The following is a 14,350-nucleotide window of genomic DNA, read 5'->3' on the forward strand; positions in this document are numbered from 1 at the left end:
GTCAGTCCTCGGGCGTCAGATCCCAGTACCAGGTGCGGTTCTGGCGCCCGCGGCTGGCGTCTTCGACCACCTGCTGGGCGTCGTCGGGCTGCACCTCGCGGCTGAGGCCCTCATAGCTCCAGCGTAGGGTCAGAAAGCCCCCGGCGCTGTCCTCGGCCGTGAATTCATAGCGGAATGCGGGGTTCTCGATGACCACGGGATCGGGGGCGGCAAACTCGATCGGGGCGTTCTTGATCCGCACCACATGTTCGCGCCGATAGGGCGTGCCCAGCGCCAGAGGCAACTGGCGGGGCTGATCCAGACCGCGCGGCAGGTCGGGCAGCAGATCCTCGGCGCCAAAGGGGAAATCGGTGCGCAGCGCCTCGGCATTCAGCGCATTGGGCGGCAGCAGATAGGCCTCGCGCACGGTGACGACGTTTTCGTCCTCGTCATCGAAATAGCGCGGCGGGTGCATCTGGATCAGGCCGGGATAGCGCGACTGGAAATAGCCCATGTAGCGCTCGCCGATATCAGACAGCGAACGATGCGCCCATTCCGACCGGCGGCGGTTGGCAGCGGCGCCGCGATTGTTGGTAACAACATCCAGGCGCACGCCCAGCAGGCCGAAATTATAGGTCTCTTCGACCTCGACCACATAATCCGAGGTGGGCGCGCGGTCGATGGGTTCCAGTTGCGTTTGGCCGGGCCGGATCGGCAGCACATAGCCGTAATCGGGGGCCACCAGGTTTTCATATCTGCCCGCCTCGAAGTTGCGCGTCGGATCGACCCAGCGCGTCTGACCGTTCAGCATCACCCCCACGATCATGTGGTCGAACCGGTTCGAGGGCATGGCCTCGGGCAGGGTATGGCCCTTTTCGGTATGGGCCAGCGCCAGAACGGCCTCGATCCCCATTTCGCGCAGCAGGGTCTGCAACAGCACCGACTTGTCCTTGCAGTCGCCATAGCCGCGCGCGATCACGTGTTCGGGGGTGCGCGCGATATAGCCGCCCGCGCCGATCTCGATGCCGACATAGCGGATCTCGTCCTGCACGATGCGCAGCGCGGCGACGGCCCGGTCCTCGGGGCGGGTGTGATCATGCATGATCTGCTGCATCCGCGCCTGCCAGTCGGTGGGCAGCGGGTGGTGCAGCGTGTAATGCGGCAGGATGCCGTCCACCACATCGCCCCAATCCCCCAGCCCCGACACGCGCACCGTGGGATAACCGCTGGTGCCCGCCGGCAGGTGGCTTTCGGGGCGATAGGGCTCGGGGTCAAGCGCCTCCCACACATGGGCGCGCAGCGCGCCGGCCTGTTCGATGCGCGCGGTCGGGCCTGCACCTTCGATCCGGGTGGCCAGCGGGCGGCCTTCGGGCCAAAGCACCCGCAGGCGCGCATGACCCAGAGGCACCGCATAGGCGAATTGTTCGCCCGCCGACATGGCCAGCTGCGGGATGACGGGGGTCTCGATCCAGACAAAGGCCGCATCGACCGTGTCGCCGGTGCGCAGGCCGGGCACGCTGATATGCACGCTCATCTCGCCATTGATGATGCCCTCGTCCAGGTCTTCTTCGCGCCGAAAGAACCGCGGCTCGACCCGGTCGCGCATGTCCAGCACCTGGTCGCCGCGCACCACGTTCAGCCGCACCAGCTGCAGGGTCTCGGTCTCGGGCATGTAGGTGTAAAGCAGCGTGCCCACGTCCTCTAGCCCGGCGCGGTTCAGCACCTTGGTCGCAAAGCGCACATAGGTATAGCGGTGCCCGTCCTGCCACCAGACCTGGTGATCGCGCATCAGGTGATAGCGGCCCGATTCTGCATGAGCCAGGCGGTCGGGATTCACCTCGGGCAAGGGCAGGTGATCGACCTGCGGCGGCGGATCGGCCACCTCGAACCCGCCCGCAAAGGCCCAAACCGGCCAGACAACCAGCAACAACAGACGGATGATACGCACGCGCCGAACCCTCTTGTAACAGTCCGCGCCAGAATCGCCGTTGATGCGGGCCAAAACAAGGCACGAAATTGATCGTTTTCGTTCCAAGGATTGACCCCCGGCGCGCGTCATACCCATTGTCATGCGCATGAACACGTCAGACGAGGCCCTGGCCCAAGCCGCCGCAGCCGGCGACCGCGATGCCTTCGCGGCGCTGTTGGCGCGGCATTATGACCGGCTGTTCGCCTTTGCCTGTCGCCTGACCGGCACCCGCGATCAGGCCGAGGATCTGACCCAGGACATCTGCGCCGCCCTGCCGCGCAAACTGGCGGGGTTTCGGGCCGAGGCGCGGTTTACCACCTGGCTGTATCGTGTCGCGGTCAATGCCGCGCATGACCGCCGCCGCCGCGCAGCCAGCCATGCCCGCGCCGCCGATGGCTGGGGCGACTGGGAGCTGAACCGCCGCGCCGCGAATGATGAGGACACAGCCGCGCAGGACTGGCTGGCCCAGGCGATGCGCGCCCTGCCCGATGACCTGCGCGACACTCTGGCGCTGGTGCTGGGCGAAGACCTGTCGCAGGCCGAGGCGGCGCAGGTTCTGGACATCTCGCCCGGCACGGTGGCCTGGCGCATGTCCGAGGTGAAACGCCGCCTGCGCGAGATGCATGCAACGGAGGAACGGACATGACAGACGATCTGGACCTTCTGAAACAGGCCCTAAAGGCCACGCCGCCCGCGGATGAGGCCACCAAGGCTGCGCATCTGCGCGCCGCGATGGAAAGTTTCGACCAGCTCCAAGAAACCCGCGATGCGGCGCGTCAGACAGACAGGCGCCCGACGACGGGCGCGCGTTTGTCGCAAGGAGTTGCCCGCATGTTTCATTCCCTGACCACCCGCGCCGGTCTGGCCGCGACCACCGGCATTGCCACCATCGCCGCCGCGTTCATCCTGTTCACCCCCGAAGGCCAGCAGATGACCGCCCCGCCGCAGGTTCTGCTGCCCGAGAAACGCATCGCGCCGCCGCCAGTGACGGTGCTGAACGACGTGGCCGAGGCCGACATGGCGCAGGACACGGCCGCCGGGGCCGCCGCTCCCGCCCCTGAGCCGATGATCATGCAAGAGGCCGCAGAGGCGGAAACCTTCGCCGCCGCGCCGCAGGCCCTGTCGCGCAAGGCCGCGCCCGTGGGCGGGCTGTATGCCGCTCACGATGCGCGTCACCTGATCGCCCCCGCCCCAACCGAGACCGAGGCCTATCCCGGCTTTGATCCCAACCCGGTGAAACTGGTGGCCAAAGACCCGGTTTCGACCTTCTCGATTGATGTCGACACGGCCGCGTATTCGGTCGTACGCTCGTCGCTGATGCGGGGGCAACTGCCGCCCGCCGATTCAGTGCGGGCCGAGGAAATGATCAACTATTTCCCCTATGCCTATCCCGCGCCCACGAATGACGCGCCCTTTGCCACCCATGTCACCGTGGCGCCCGCGCCGTGGAACGCGGGCAAGCAGCTGGTGCATATCGGCATTCAGGGCAAACTGCCCGCGCTGGACGCCCGCCCGCCGCTGAACCTGGTGTTTCTGATCGACACGTCGGGGTCGATGCAATCGGCCGACAAGCTGCCGCTGCTCAAGCAAAGCTTTCGCCTGATGCTGGGCCAGCTGCGCCCCGAGGACGAGGTGGCCATCGTCACCTATGCGGGCAGCGCGGGCCAGGTTCTGGCCCCCACCCGCGCCGAGGATCGCGCCACCATCCTGGCCGCGCTTGACCGGCTCGAGGCGGGCGGATCGACCGCCGGGCAGGCCGGGCTGCAACAGGCCTATGCCATCGCCTCCGCAATGGCCGAGGAAGGCCAGGTCTCGCGCGTCATTCTGGCCACGGATGGCGATTTCAATGTCGGCCTGTCCGATCCCGAGGCGCTGAAATCCTATATCGCCGATCAGCGCGCGGGCGGGGCTTATCTGTCGGTGCTGGGCTTTGGCCGGGGCAATCTGGATGACGCGACGATGCAGGCGCTGGCCCAGAACGGGAACGGTCAGGCGGCTTATATCGACACGCTGAACGAGGCGCAAAAGGTGCTGGTCGATCAGCTGTCAGGCGCGCTGTTTCCCATCGCCGATGACGTCAAGATCCAGGTCGAGTTCAACCCCGCCACGGTCGCCGAATACCGGCTGATCGGCTATGAAACCCGCGCCCTGCGGCGCGAGGATTTCAACAATGACAAGGTTGATGCCGGCGAGATCGGCGCGGGCCATTCGGTGACGGCGATTTACGAGATCACCCCGGTTGGATCAGAGGCCGTGCTGAACGACCCGCTGCGCTATGGCCGCGTCACCGCGCCCGATGGCCCTGCGGATGAGCTGGGCTTCCTGCGCCTGCGCTATAAGGCACCGGGCGCGGCCAGTAGCCAGCTGATCGAGGCGCCCATTCCGGTGGGCAGCCAGGATGCCGGCCCCGAGGCCCGGTTCGCCTTTGCCATCGCGGGCTTTGCGCAACTGCTGACCGACAGCCCCTATCTGGGCGACTGGGGCTGGGAGGATGCCATCGCGCTGGCCAATGGCGCGCGGGGCGAGGACGCGTTCGGATACCGGGCCGAGGCCGTCAACCTGATGCGTCTGGGCCAAAGTCTGCGCAGGCCCTAAAGTGCGCTTGCGGCGGCATGGGAACGGTGGTTTTGTGCCGCCATGCCGCATGATCACAGCCATCACCATCATCACCATATCGACCCCGATTCAGGCGACCGCAAGGTCGCCTGGGCCGTTGCGGTCAACGTTCTGCTGACCCTTGCCCAGATCGTGGGCGGGGTGGTGTCGGGGTCTCTGGCACTGATTGCCGATGCGATCCACAATTTCTCGGATGCGGTGTCGCTGATCATCGCGCTGGTGGCACGCCGCATCGCCCGCCGCCCGCATGACGACAGCATGACATTCGGCTATGGCCGGGCCGAGGTGGTGGCCGCGCTGGTCAATTACACAACGCTGTTCGTGGTGGCCTTTTACCTGATCGCCGAGGCCATCATGCGCCTGCTTGACCCGCCCGGCGTCGAGGGCTGGATCGTGGTGATCGTGGCGGGCATCGCGCTGATCGTCGACGCGGTGACCGCCCTTTTGACCTATCGGATGTCGAAGGACAGCGTGAACATCCGCGCGGCGTTTTTGCATAACGTGGCCGACGCGCTGGGATCGGTAGCGGTGATTTTCGCGGGCACGCTGATCCTGCTCTATGACTGGCGGCTGATCGACCCGCTGGTGACGCTGGGCATCGCGCTTTACATCCTATGGCATGCCGGGCGCGAGGTCTGGCCGGTGGTGCGCATCCTGATGATGGGCAGCCCCGATGCCGGGCTGCTGGCCGAACTGCGCGCGACGATCACCGGCGAGGCGTCGGTCGAGGATCTGCACCACGTGCATGTCTGGCAGATCGACGAGCACCGCACCGCGTTCGAGGGCCATGTCGTGGTGGCCGAAGGCGCCGACTTCGCCCGCATCACCGAGCGGCTGAAGCACCTGCTAGCCGATCGCCACGGCATTCGCCATGTCACGCTAGAGCTGGAAACCCGCGCCTCGGGCTGTGCCGATCAGGCCTGAGGCAGCAGCCAGCCCAGCCCGTCGCCCGTGGCCCCCGCAGGGTTGTATTCGCCGCTGACCCAGCCGCCATATCCGTCTGCATCAAGCATCTCGAAAAACGCCGGATAGTCGATCTCTCCGCCCGTGGGTTCATGCCGTCCAGGCACACCGGCCACCTGCACATGCGCGACATGATCCCTTACCTGCGGCCATTGCGCGCCCACGTCGCCATGAATGCGATAGAGGTGATAGGCGTCGAATTGCAGGCGCAGGTTGGGGGCGTCGACCGCTTGCAGCACGTCCATCGCCAAGGGCAGATCGTTCAGGAAATAGCCGGGAATGTCGTAGGGGTTGATCGGCTCGATCGTCAGGCTTTGGGCGGGGACATGGCGCGCGGCCCAGTCAAGGTTGGCGATATAGCTCTCAAGCGCGGCCACGCCCGCGGCAAGCCCCGACATGATGTGAATATGGCGCGGGGCCAGGACCTCGGCATAGGCCAGGGCCAACTCGAATTCGTCGCGAAACCGCGCCTCTTCGCCCGCAATCGCCGCCACGCCGCGCCCGCCTTCGTCCCAGTCGTGCACGGGGGTATTGAACAGCACCAGTTCCAGCCCAGCCTCTTCGATCAGGTCACGCAGTTCGGTGGGGGCGTGGTCATAGGGGCGCAGCATCTCGACACCGGTGAACCCGGCGCGGGCGGCGGCCATGAACCGCGCCTCGAACGGCAATTCGGTGAACAGAAAGCTGATATTGGCGGCGAAACGCGGCATCAGGGCAATTCGCCCGACGGGATCAGCGGATAGAAATGCCCCGACGACCACAGGCCGAACCAGCTGTCACCATCGACATCGTGATGCTCTCCCAGCTCGACCAGCCGGTAAAAGCTCTTGCGGTCGATCAGCGCCTCGAGATTGGCGCGGATGGTGACATAGGGCGATGGCTCGCCCGTCACAGGGTCGCGGGCCACGCGAATGGGGTGATCGGGGCCGGCCACGGCCATGTCGCCCACATGGGTAAAGAATGTCAGCTTTTGCCCGTTGCCCGCGCCCGCGACCTCGAAATCCTGCACCACGAACGGCGCGTCATCGACGGTGATGCCGACCTTTTCGACCGGCGTGACCAGAAAGTAATTCTCGCCATCCTTGCGCAGGATCGACGAGAACAGCTTCACCAGACCATGCCGGTTGATCGTCGTGCCCTGATAGAACCAGGTGCCGTCGCGCGCGATCCGCATGTCGATGTCACCATGAAAGGGCGGGTTCCACAGATGCACCGGCGGCACGCCTTTTCCCGCGGCCGCCTTGGCCGCAGTCGCCAGATCTTCAACAGTGGGTTTCACGATCATTTGTGCGCCTGCACCTTTTGTCATTTGTGTGCGGGGCAATAGTCCCCTTTAATGCAATCATACGGACCTGCAGGAGAGTTGTCATGAGTGAAGGCGCGGAACTGGTCGCCGAGATCGAGGCCCTGGGCACGAAACTGGCCGACGCCAAGGCCAGCATCACCCGGCGTTTCATCGGGCAGGAGCGCGTGGTCGACCTGACGCTTTCGGCGCTGTTGTGCGGCGGGCACGGGCTGTTGATCGGCCTGCCCGGTCTGGGCAAGACGCGGCTGGTCGATACGCTGTCGACGGTGATGGGGCTGAAAGGCGCGCGGGTGCAGTTCACCCCCGACCTGATGCCCGCCGATATTCTGGGGTCCGAGGTTCTGGAAACCGCGCCCGATGGCAGCCGGGCGTTCCGGTTCATTCAGGGGCCGGTATTCTGCCAGCTGCTGATGGCCGATGAGATCAACCGCGCCAGCCCGCGCACCCAGTCGGCGCTGTTGCAGGCGATGCAGGAGAAATCGGTGACGATCGCGGGCAAGGCGCATCCGCTAGAGCCACCCTTTCACGTGCTGGCCACGCAGAACCCGATCGAACAAGAGGGCACCTATCCCCTGCCCGAGGCCCAGCTTGACCGCTTTCTGGTGCAGATCGACGTGCCCTACCCCGACCGGCAGACCGAGCATGAGATCCTGCTGGCCACGACCGGCATCGAAGAGGCGGCATCGGAAACGGTGTTCAGCGCCGCGGAACTGATCGCCGCGCAGGCGGTGGTGCGGCGGATGCCGGTGGGCGAGGCGGTGGTGAACCTGATCCTAGACCTGGTGCGCGCCTGCCGCCCCGATCAGCCCGAGGCGCCCGAGATCGTGCGCGATACGCTGGCCTGGGGGCCGGGGCCGCGCGCGGCGCAGGCGCTTATGCTGACGGTGCGGGCGCAGGCGCTGTTGCAGGGCCGTCTGGCGCCCTCGCCCGAGGATGTCGTTTCGATGGCCGCGCCGGTTCTGAAACACCGCATGGCGCTGACCTTTGCCGCGCGGGCGCGCAACGTGGCGCTGGACGATGTCATCTCCGCCGCCGTGGCCCATGCCGCCCCGTCCGAGGCCGCCGCGTGACACATCCCGCCGCCCTTCGCGCCGGGGCCGAAGGCCTTGCCGCCGCCCTGCCGCCGCTGCTGGCGCAGGCCGAGCATCTGGCCACCACGGTGATGATGGGCGAACATGGCCGCCGCCGCGCGGGCATGGGCGATGAATTCTGGCAATACCGCCCCGCCCATGCGGGCGACCCCGCGCATCGGATCGACTGGCGCCGCTCGGCCCGGTCGGACCAGCATTTCGTGCGCGAAAAGGAATGGCAGGCGGCGCAAAGCGTTACCCTGTGGGTCGACCCGTCGCAGGCGATGCAATTCGCGGGCGACGGCAGGCATGGAACCAAGGCCGACCGGGCCGGGCTGCTGGCGCTGGCGCTGTCGGTGCTGCTGATCCGGGGCGGCGAACGGGTGGGGCTGGCCGGGTTCGACCTGCCACCGCGCCGGGGCGAATTGCAGCTGATGCGGCTGGCCCAGGCCTTTGTCACCCCGGCGCAGGCCGACGATTACGGCCTGCCCGAGGCGCGCGGGATGCTGCCGCACAGCCGGGCGGTGATGATCTCTGATTTCATGGGCGACATCGCCCCGGTCGAGGCGGCGCTGACCAAGGCCGCCGATCGCGGCGTGCGCGGCGCGCTGGTGCAGGTGCTGGACCCGCAGGAAGAGGATTTCCCCTTCGACGGCCGCACCATCTTTGAAAGCATGGGCGGCAGCCTGCGCCACGAAACGCTCAAGGCCGGCGACCTGCGCGACCGCTATCTGCACCGGCTGGCCGAGCGCAAGGACCGCCTGGCCGCGCTGGCCCGCGTCACCGGCTGGCAGTTCACCACCCATCACACCGGCGAAAGCGCGCAGATGGCGCTGTTGTGGCTTTACCGCGCGCTGGAACGGGTGCGCTGATGTTCACGCTGGGCCCCATCGGGTTTACCACCCCCGCGCTGTTGCTGGCGCTGCTGGCGCTGCCGGTTCTGTGGCTGTTGCTGCGCGCCGTGCCGCCGGCACCGATCCGGCGGCGGTTTCCGGGGGTGGCGCTGCTCTTGGGGCTGACGGATGACGAGCACCAGACCGACAAGACGCCCTGGTGGCTGTTGCTGTTGCGGATGCTTGCGGTGGCGGCGGCGATCATCGCCTTTGCCGGGCCGGTGCTGAACCCGCGCGAGGCGCGTCCGGGCACGGGGCCGCTCTTGATCCTGGCCGATGGCACCTGGGCCGATGCGCGCGACTGGCCGCGCCGGCTGGACCAGATCGCCGCCCTGCTGACCGAGGCCGGGCGCGATGGTCGCCCGGTGGCTCTGGCGCTGGCCAGTGCGCCGCCGACTGGCCCGGTGCAATTTCAGGGCGCCGAGGCCGCACGCACCGGCCTGCCGGGGTTGGCGCCCAACCCGTGGGAACCTAATACCGAGATCGTGGCCTGGGCCGAGGCGCAAGAGGGGCCGTTCGATACCTACTGGCTGTCCGATGACGTCGACCGCGACAGCCGCGCCGATCTGCTGGCTGCGCTGGAACGGCAGGGCCAAGTGCGGGTGTTTCAATCGCCCCGCCCGGTCTATGCGCTGCGCCCGGCGCAGATCATTGATGGCGCGCTGACCCTGCAAGCCCTGCGCGCCGAAACCGGCACCCCCGCCGCGCCCGAGGTGGCCGTGATCGGCACCGACCCCAACGGGATCGAGCGTGAACTGGCCCGCGCCCCCGCCAGCTTTGGCGCGACCGATACGCAGGTCGATCTGGCCTTTGACCTGCCGCCCGAGCTGCGCAACCGCGTCCGCCGGTTCGAAATCGTGGGCGAACGGTCCGCCGCCGCTGTCAGCCTGACCGATGACGGGCTGAAACGGCGCGAGGTGGCGCTGGTCTCGGACCGCGACAGCACCGAGGCGCAGGATCTGCTGTCGCCCCTGCATTACCTTCGCCAAGCCCTGACCCCCAGCGCCGATCTGATCGAGGGCGCGTTGACCGATCTGATCCCGGCCAATCCCGATGTGCTGGTGCTGGCCGATATCGCCACGCTGTCGCAGCTCGAGGAAAAGCAGCTGCTGGAATGGGTGGCGAATGGCGGGATGCTGCTGCGCTTTGCCGGGCCGCGCCTGGCCGCCAGCGATATCAGCCGCGTGACCGAAGACCCGCTGATGCCCGTGCGGCTGCGCGCGGGCGGGCGGATGGTGGGCGGCGCCATGAGCTGGGGCGAGCCGAAAACCCTGCGGCCCTTTGCCGACACCTCGCCCTTTGCCGGGCTGGCCGTCCCCGACGAGGTGCGCGTCAGCGCCCAGGTCATGGCCCAGCCCGACCCGGCGCTGGCCGAGCGCACCATTGCCGCGCTGGCCGATGGCACGCCGCTGGTCACGCGCAAGTCGCTGGGCGCGGGTCAGGTTGTGCTGTTCCATGTCACCGCCAGCGCCGACTGGTCCAGCCTGCCGCTGTCGGTGCTGTTCGTCGAGATGCTTGACCGGCTGGCCATCACCAGCGGCCGTGTCGATCCGGGCGCGGCGGATCTGGCCGGGCAGATCTGGGTGCCCGAGCAGGTGATGGACGGCTTTGGCCAGATCGCGGATGCGGGCGCCATGCCGGGCGTCGCGGGCGAGGATCTGGCCCGCGGGCCGAGGTCAGCCACCCAGCCACCCGGGCTTTATGCCGGGTCCGAACGCCGGGTGGCGATGAACGTGTTCGATGCCGACCGCCCCCTGGCCGCCGCCAGCTGGCCCTCGCGGATCGCGGTCGAGGGCCTGTCGAGCGCGGTGGAAACCCTTCTCAAGGGGCCGCTCTTGATGCTGGCGCTGATCCTATTGCTGGTCGATATATTGGCTGCGCTGTGGCTGACCGGGCGGCTGCGCGGCCCGCGCGCCGGGGTGGCGGCGCTGGTGCTGGCGGGGATGATCGTGCCGCAGGACGCCCCCGCCCAAACCACCGACGATCTGGCCCTGTCGGCCACGACCGAGGTCGTGCTGGCCTATGTCATCACCGGTGACGCGCGGCTGGACGAGATGGCCCGCGCCGGGCTGGTGGGCCTGTCGCAAGAGCTGACCCGCCGCACCGCGATCGAGCCCGCCCCACCCATCGCCGTTAACCTGGAAACCGACGAGCTGGCGTTTTTCCCGCTGCTCTACTGGCCCGTGAACGCCGATCAACCGCTGCCTTCGGCCGAGGCCTATGTGCGGCTGAACCGGTATCTGCGCACCGGCGGGATGATCCTGTTCGACACGCGCGATGCCGGTCTGGGACCGGCGGCGAACAGCTCGGCCGAGGCGCGGCACCTGCAATTCCTGGCCCGCCCGCTGGACATCCCGCCGCTGGAACCCATCCCGCATGACCATGTGCTGACCCGCAGTTTCTACCTGTTGCAGGAATTTCCCGGCCGACATAACGGCCCCGAGGTCTGGGTCGAGGCCGCGCCGCCGGATGCCGAACAGGCCGAGGGCATGCCCTTTCGCAACCTCAATGACGGGGTGACGCCGGTGGTGATCGGCGGCAATGACTGGGCCGCGGCCTGGGCTGTCGGGTCGGACCGCGCGCCGATCTACCCGGTCGGGCGCGGCTTTACCGGCGAGAAGCAGCGCGAGATGGCCTATCGGTTCGGGATCAACCTGGTGATGCATGTGCTGACCGGCAACTACAAATCCGACCAGGTGCATGTGCCGGCCCTGCTGGAAAGGCTGGGGCAATGAGTGGCGCGGTGATCTTTGACCCGCTGCTGCCCTGGCCCGTGGTCTGGGCCGCGCTGGCGGTGCTGCTGGCGGGCACGGTTCTGGCGCTGCGGCGCGGGCTGGCGGGCTGGTGGCTGCGCGGGATGGCGGGCGCCGTGCTGTTGGTGGCGCTGGCCAACCCGTCGCTGCAACAAGAGGAACGCGCGCCGCTGTCCGATATCGTGGTGGTGATGATCGACGAAAGCGCCAGCCAGCGCCTGTCGGACCGCCCCGATCAGACCGAGGCCGCCCTGGCCCGCATCCGGGCCGAGATCGCCGCCCTGCCCAATACCGAGCTGAAGCTGGTGCGCCTGCCCGATGGCGAGGGCGACGAGGGCACCCGGCTGATGAGCGCCCTATCGGCCACGCTGGCCGAACAGCCCCGCGCGCGGCTGGCGGGGGCGATCCTGCTGACCGACGGGCAGGTGCATGACATCGAGATGGCGCCCGAGATGCCCGCGCCGCTGCACGCGTTGCTGACCGGCCATGACAGCGACTGGGACAGGCGCCTGATCGTGCGCAACGCGCCCTCTTTCGCGATCATCGACGAGGAAATCAGCCTGGGCGTTCGGATCGAGGATCAGGGCGCCGCCCCGGCCCCCGGCATGCTGGCGCAGCTGTCGATCACCGTCGATGGCGACGAGCCGCTGATCTTTACCGTGCCCGTGAACCGCGACCTCGAACTGCCCGTCACGCTGCGCCATGGCGGGCCGAACGTGCTGCGCTTTGAGGTTGCCCTTGAAGAGGACGAACTGACCGACCGCAACAATGCCTCGATCGTGACGATCAACGGGGTGCGCGACCGTCTGCGGGTGCTGCTGGTATCGGGCGCGCCGCATCCGGGCGAACGCACCTGGCGCAACCTGCTGAAATCCGACAGCTCGGTCGATCTGGTGCATTTCACCATTTTGCGCCCGCAGGAAAAAGAGGATGGCACCCCGGTGTCCGAACTGTCGCTGATCGCCTTTCCGGCGCGGCCTCTGTTCATGGACAAGATCGACGAGTTCGATCTGGTGATCTTTGACCGCTACAAGCGGCGCGGGCTGCTGCCGTCAGTCTATCTGGACAATGTGCGCCGCTATGTCGAACGCGGCGGCGCGGTGCTGTTCGCGGCGGGGCCCGATTTCGCCGGGGCAGACAGCATCTATCGCTCGCCCCTGGCCGCGATCGTGCCGGCAGAGCCCTCGGCCCGCGTGATCGAAGAGGGATACCTGCCCACCGTCACCGATCTGGGCGCGCGGCACCCGGTGACAGAGGGGCTGCAAGATGATTGGCAGGCCAGCGCGGGCACCGACTGGGGCCGCTGGTTCCGCCTGATCGACGTGCAGCCCCAGCGTGGGCAAACCGTGATGACCGGCCCCGAGGACCGGCCTTTGCTGATGCTTGACCGGGTTGGCGAGGGGCGCGTGGCGCTGTTGGCATCCGATCACATCTGGCTGTGGGATCGCGGGTTCGAAGGCGGCGGCCCGCAGCTGGATCTGCTGCGCCGGCTGGCCCACTGGATGATGCGCGAACCCGAGCTGGAGGAAGAGGCCCTGCGCGCCGAAACCGACGGCCAGTCCATCACCATCACCCGCCGCTCGCTGGAAGACATCCCGCGCAGCGTCGAGGTCACCGACCCCGCCGGTAATGTCAGCCAGATGGCGCTGACCGAGACCACGCCCGGCCGTTATACTGGCACCATTGAGGGCGGCGAGATTGGGCTTTACCGCATCACCGAGGGCGATTTCACCGCCGTCTCGGCCATCGGCCCCCCGGCCCCGCGAGAGTTCGAACAGACGATCGCCAGCGGAGCGGTTTTGGCCCCCGCCGTGGATGCCACGCGCGGCGGCATACGCACCATCGAGGGCGGCCTGCCCGACATCCGCCAGGTGCAGCCGGGCCGCGTCGCCGCCGGGCGCGGCTGGATCGGGATCACCCCGCGCGGCGCTTATCAGACGATTGATCTGCGGGTGTTGCCGCTGGCGCCCGCCTGGCTGTTCCTGCTGCTGGCAGCGATGCTCAGCGTTGGCGGCTGGCTGCGCGAGGGTCGGCGCTAGGTCTCGACCTGCATCAGTGACAGGCGTGATTGCGAGGCGAATTCACGCCGCAGCAGCACGAACAGCGTCACCAGCGCGGCCACGATCAGCGGCGTCGCGCCCACCAGCCAGGCCAGCCCGCCCAGCGCGAAATAAAGGCTGCGCATGCCGCGGTTGAAACTGCGCGCGGCAGTGTTGCTGAGATCGGCCGCCTTGCGGGCGCGCGGCCGCGCTTTCGGATCGTCAGGCTCATTGGGGACCGAGGCCATGACGACCGCGCAATAGCCGAACAGCCGGTGCGCCCAGACGAATTTCAGAAAGGCATTCGTCACCAGCAGCAGCACGGCCAGGATCTTGATTTCCCACACCACGGCCGGCGCGGTGTTCAGCGTCAGGTCACGCGCTAGGCCCAGCAGGCGCTCGGCATTGCCGATCAGCGCCAGCCCACCCCCGATCGCCAGCATCGACCCCGAGGCAAAGAAGGTCGTCCCCTGGCGCAGCGATGACAGGATCTGGCTGTCGAACATGCGCGGCTGGCGGGTGACCATTTCCTGCATCCAGGCATGGCGATAGGCCAGCATCAGCGTTGAGACCGACGGGCGGCTGTTGGGCGGGTTCTCGATCATCAGCCCGATCAGCAGCCATGACAGCGCCCAGATCGCCACCGCGATCGCATCCAGCGGCGTGAACAGGGATATGCTGTGCAACAGGTTCATATCGCGACACTAGCGCGGCTTTTGCGCTTTGCAATCGGATTTGACTGGTTATAATTTCTGACCAGTT

The 14,350-nt window shown here is 67.5% G+C and carries 11 protein-coding genes; 7 read left to right on the forward strand and 4 right to left on the reverse strand.

Annotated elements, in window-relative coordinates; all coding sequences use genetic code 11:
* Nucleotide 1 precedes the first annotated feature (1 nt).
* Nucleotides 2-1,927: a DUF3857 domain-containing transglutaminase family protein gene (locus OE856_RS09775; protein ID WP_263715904.1), complete on the reverse strand. Its 1,926-nt coding sequence runs from the start codon at nt 1,925-1,927 to the stop codon at nt 2-4.
* A gap of 127 nt (nt 1,928-2,054) precedes the next feature.
* On the opposite strand from OE856_RS09775, the gene OE856_RS09780 reads away from it, so the two are divergent.
* From OE856_RS09780 to OE856_RS09790, 3 genes are read left to right on the forward strand one after another with little or no spacing between them, the layout of a single operon-like run.
* Nucleotides 2,055-2,594: an RNA polymerase sigma factor gene (locus tag OE856_RS09780; protein ID WP_263715905.1), complete on the forward strand. Its 540-nt coding sequence runs from the start codon at nt 2,055-2,057 to the stop codon at nt 2,592-2,594.
* The gene (locus tag OE856_RS09785) at nt 2,591-4,543 is read left to right on the forward strand and encodes a vWA domain-containing protein (RefSeq protein ID WP_263715906.1); all 1,953 of its coding nucleotides are present in this window, start codon (nt 2,591-2,593) and stop codon (nt 4,541-4,543) included. Before OE856_RS09780 ends, OE856_RS09785 begins: the two co-directional genes overlap by 4 nt.
* 42 nt (nt 4,544-4,585) lie before the next feature.
* Complete coding sequence (locus tag OE856_RS09790) at nt 4,586-5,488, forward strand: cation diffusion facilitator family transporter (protein ID WP_263715907.1); 903 nt, start codon at nt 4,586-4,588, stop codon at nt 5,486-5,488.
* Here OE856_RS09790 and OE856_RS09795 read toward each other — a convergent pair.
* Nucleotides 5,479-6,237, reverse strand: coding sequence for a hydroxypyruvate isomerase family protein (locus OE856_RS09795; protein WP_263715908.1), 759 nt, complete (start codon nt 6,235-6,237; stop codon nt 5,479-5,481). The genes OE856_RS09790 and OE856_RS09795 overlap by 10 nt on opposite strands.
* Nucleotides 6,237-6,812: a DUF1285 domain-containing protein gene (locus tag OE856_RS09800; protein ID WP_263715909.1), complete on the reverse strand. Its 576-nt coding sequence runs from the start codon at nt 6,810-6,812 to the stop codon at nt 6,237-6,239. The genes OE856_RS09795 and OE856_RS09800 overlap by 1 nt, the downstream gene beginning before the upstream one ends.
* A gap of 83 nt (nt 6,813-6,895) precedes the next feature.
* On the opposite strand from OE856_RS09800, the gene OE856_RS09805 reads away from it, so the two are divergent.
* The 4 genes from OE856_RS09805 to OE856_RS09820 are packed head-to-tail and all read left to right on the forward strand — an operon-like array spanning nt 6,896 to nt 13,588.
* Complete coding sequence (locus tag OE856_RS09805) at nt 6,896-7,903, forward strand: AAA family ATPase (protein ID WP_263715910.1); 1,008 nt, start codon at nt 6,896-6,898, stop codon at nt 7,901-7,903.
* Nucleotides 7,900-8,775 carry a DUF58 domain-containing protein gene (locus tag OE856_RS09810; protein ID WP_263715911.1) on the forward strand — a complete coding sequence of 292 codons (876 nt, stop codon included), beginning with the start codon at nt 7,900-7,902 and terminating at the stop codon, nt 8,773-8,775. The genes OE856_RS09805 and OE856_RS09810 overlap by 4 nt, the downstream gene beginning before the upstream one ends.
* Nucleotides 8,775-11,531, forward strand: a complete 2,757-nt coding sequence (locus OE856_RS09815; RefSeq protein ID WP_263715912.1) for a DUF4159 domain-containing protein — start codon at nt 8,775-8,777, stop codon at nt 11,529-11,531. Before OE856_RS09810 ends, OE856_RS09815 begins: the two co-directional genes overlap by 1 nt.
* On the forward strand, nt 11,528-13,588 hold the full coding sequence (locus OE856_RS09820; RefSeq protein WP_263715913.1) for a hypothetical protein: 2,061 nt from the start codon (nt 11,528-11,530) through the stop codon (nt 13,586-13,588). The genes OE856_RS09815 and OE856_RS09820 overlap by 4 nt, the downstream gene beginning before the upstream one ends.
* On the opposite strand, the gene OE856_RS09825 is transcribed toward OE856_RS09820, so the two are convergent.
* The gene (locus OE856_RS09825) at nt 13,585-14,283 is read right to left on the reverse strand and encodes a DUF599 domain-containing protein (RefSeq protein WP_263715914.1); all 699 of its coding nucleotides are present in this window, start codon (nt 14,281-14,283) and stop codon (nt 13,585-13,587) included. The genes OE856_RS09820 and OE856_RS09825 overlap by 4 nt on opposite strands.
* Nucleotides 14,284-14,350: the final 67 nt, after the last annotated feature.

The organism is Actibacterium sp. XHP0104 (assembly GCF_025751515.1).
GTDB lineage: Bacteria > Pseudomonadota > Alphaproteobacteria > Rhodobacterales > Rhodobacteraceae > Actibacterium_D.

Excerpts from the sequence above, each read along its gene's own strand:
- OE856_RS09805 (WP_263715910.1), top strand. The coding sequence starts at position 6,896 with ATGAGTGAAGGCGCGGAACTGGTCGCCGAGATCGAGGCCCTGGGCACG.
- OE856_RS09795 (WP_263715908.1), bottom strand. The coding sequence starts at position 6,237 with ATGCCGCGTTTCGCCGCCAATATCAGCTTTCTGTTCACCGAATTGCCG.
- OE856_RS09825 (WP_263715914.1), bottom strand. The coding sequence starts at position 14,283 with ATGAACCTGTTGCACAGCATATCCCTGTTCACGCCGCTGGATGCGATC.
- OE856_RS09820 (WP_263715913.1), top strand. The coding sequence starts at position 11,528 with ATGAGTGGCGCGGTGATCTTTGACCCGCTGCTGCCCTGGCCCGTGGTC.
- OE856_RS09800 (WP_263715909.1), bottom strand. The coding sequence starts at position 6,812 with ATGATCGTGAAACCCACTGTTGAAGATCTGGCGACTGCGGCCAAGGCG.
- OE856_RS09815 (WP_263715912.1), top strand. The coding sequence starts at position 8,775 with ATGTTCACGCTGGGCCCCATCGGGTTTACCACCCCCGCGCTGTTGCTG.
- OE856_RS09790 (WP_263715907.1), top strand. The coding sequence starts at position 4,586 with ATGCCGCATGATCACAGCCATCACCATCATCACCATATCGACCCCGAT.
- OE856_RS09785 (WP_263715906.1), top strand. The coding sequence starts at position 2,591 with ATGACAGACGATCTGGACCTTCTGAAACAGGCCCTAAAGGCCACGCCG.
- OE856_RS09780 (WP_263715905.1), top strand. The coding sequence starts at position 2,055 with ATGAACACGTCAGACGAGGCCCTGGCCCAAGCCGCCGCAGCCGGCGAC.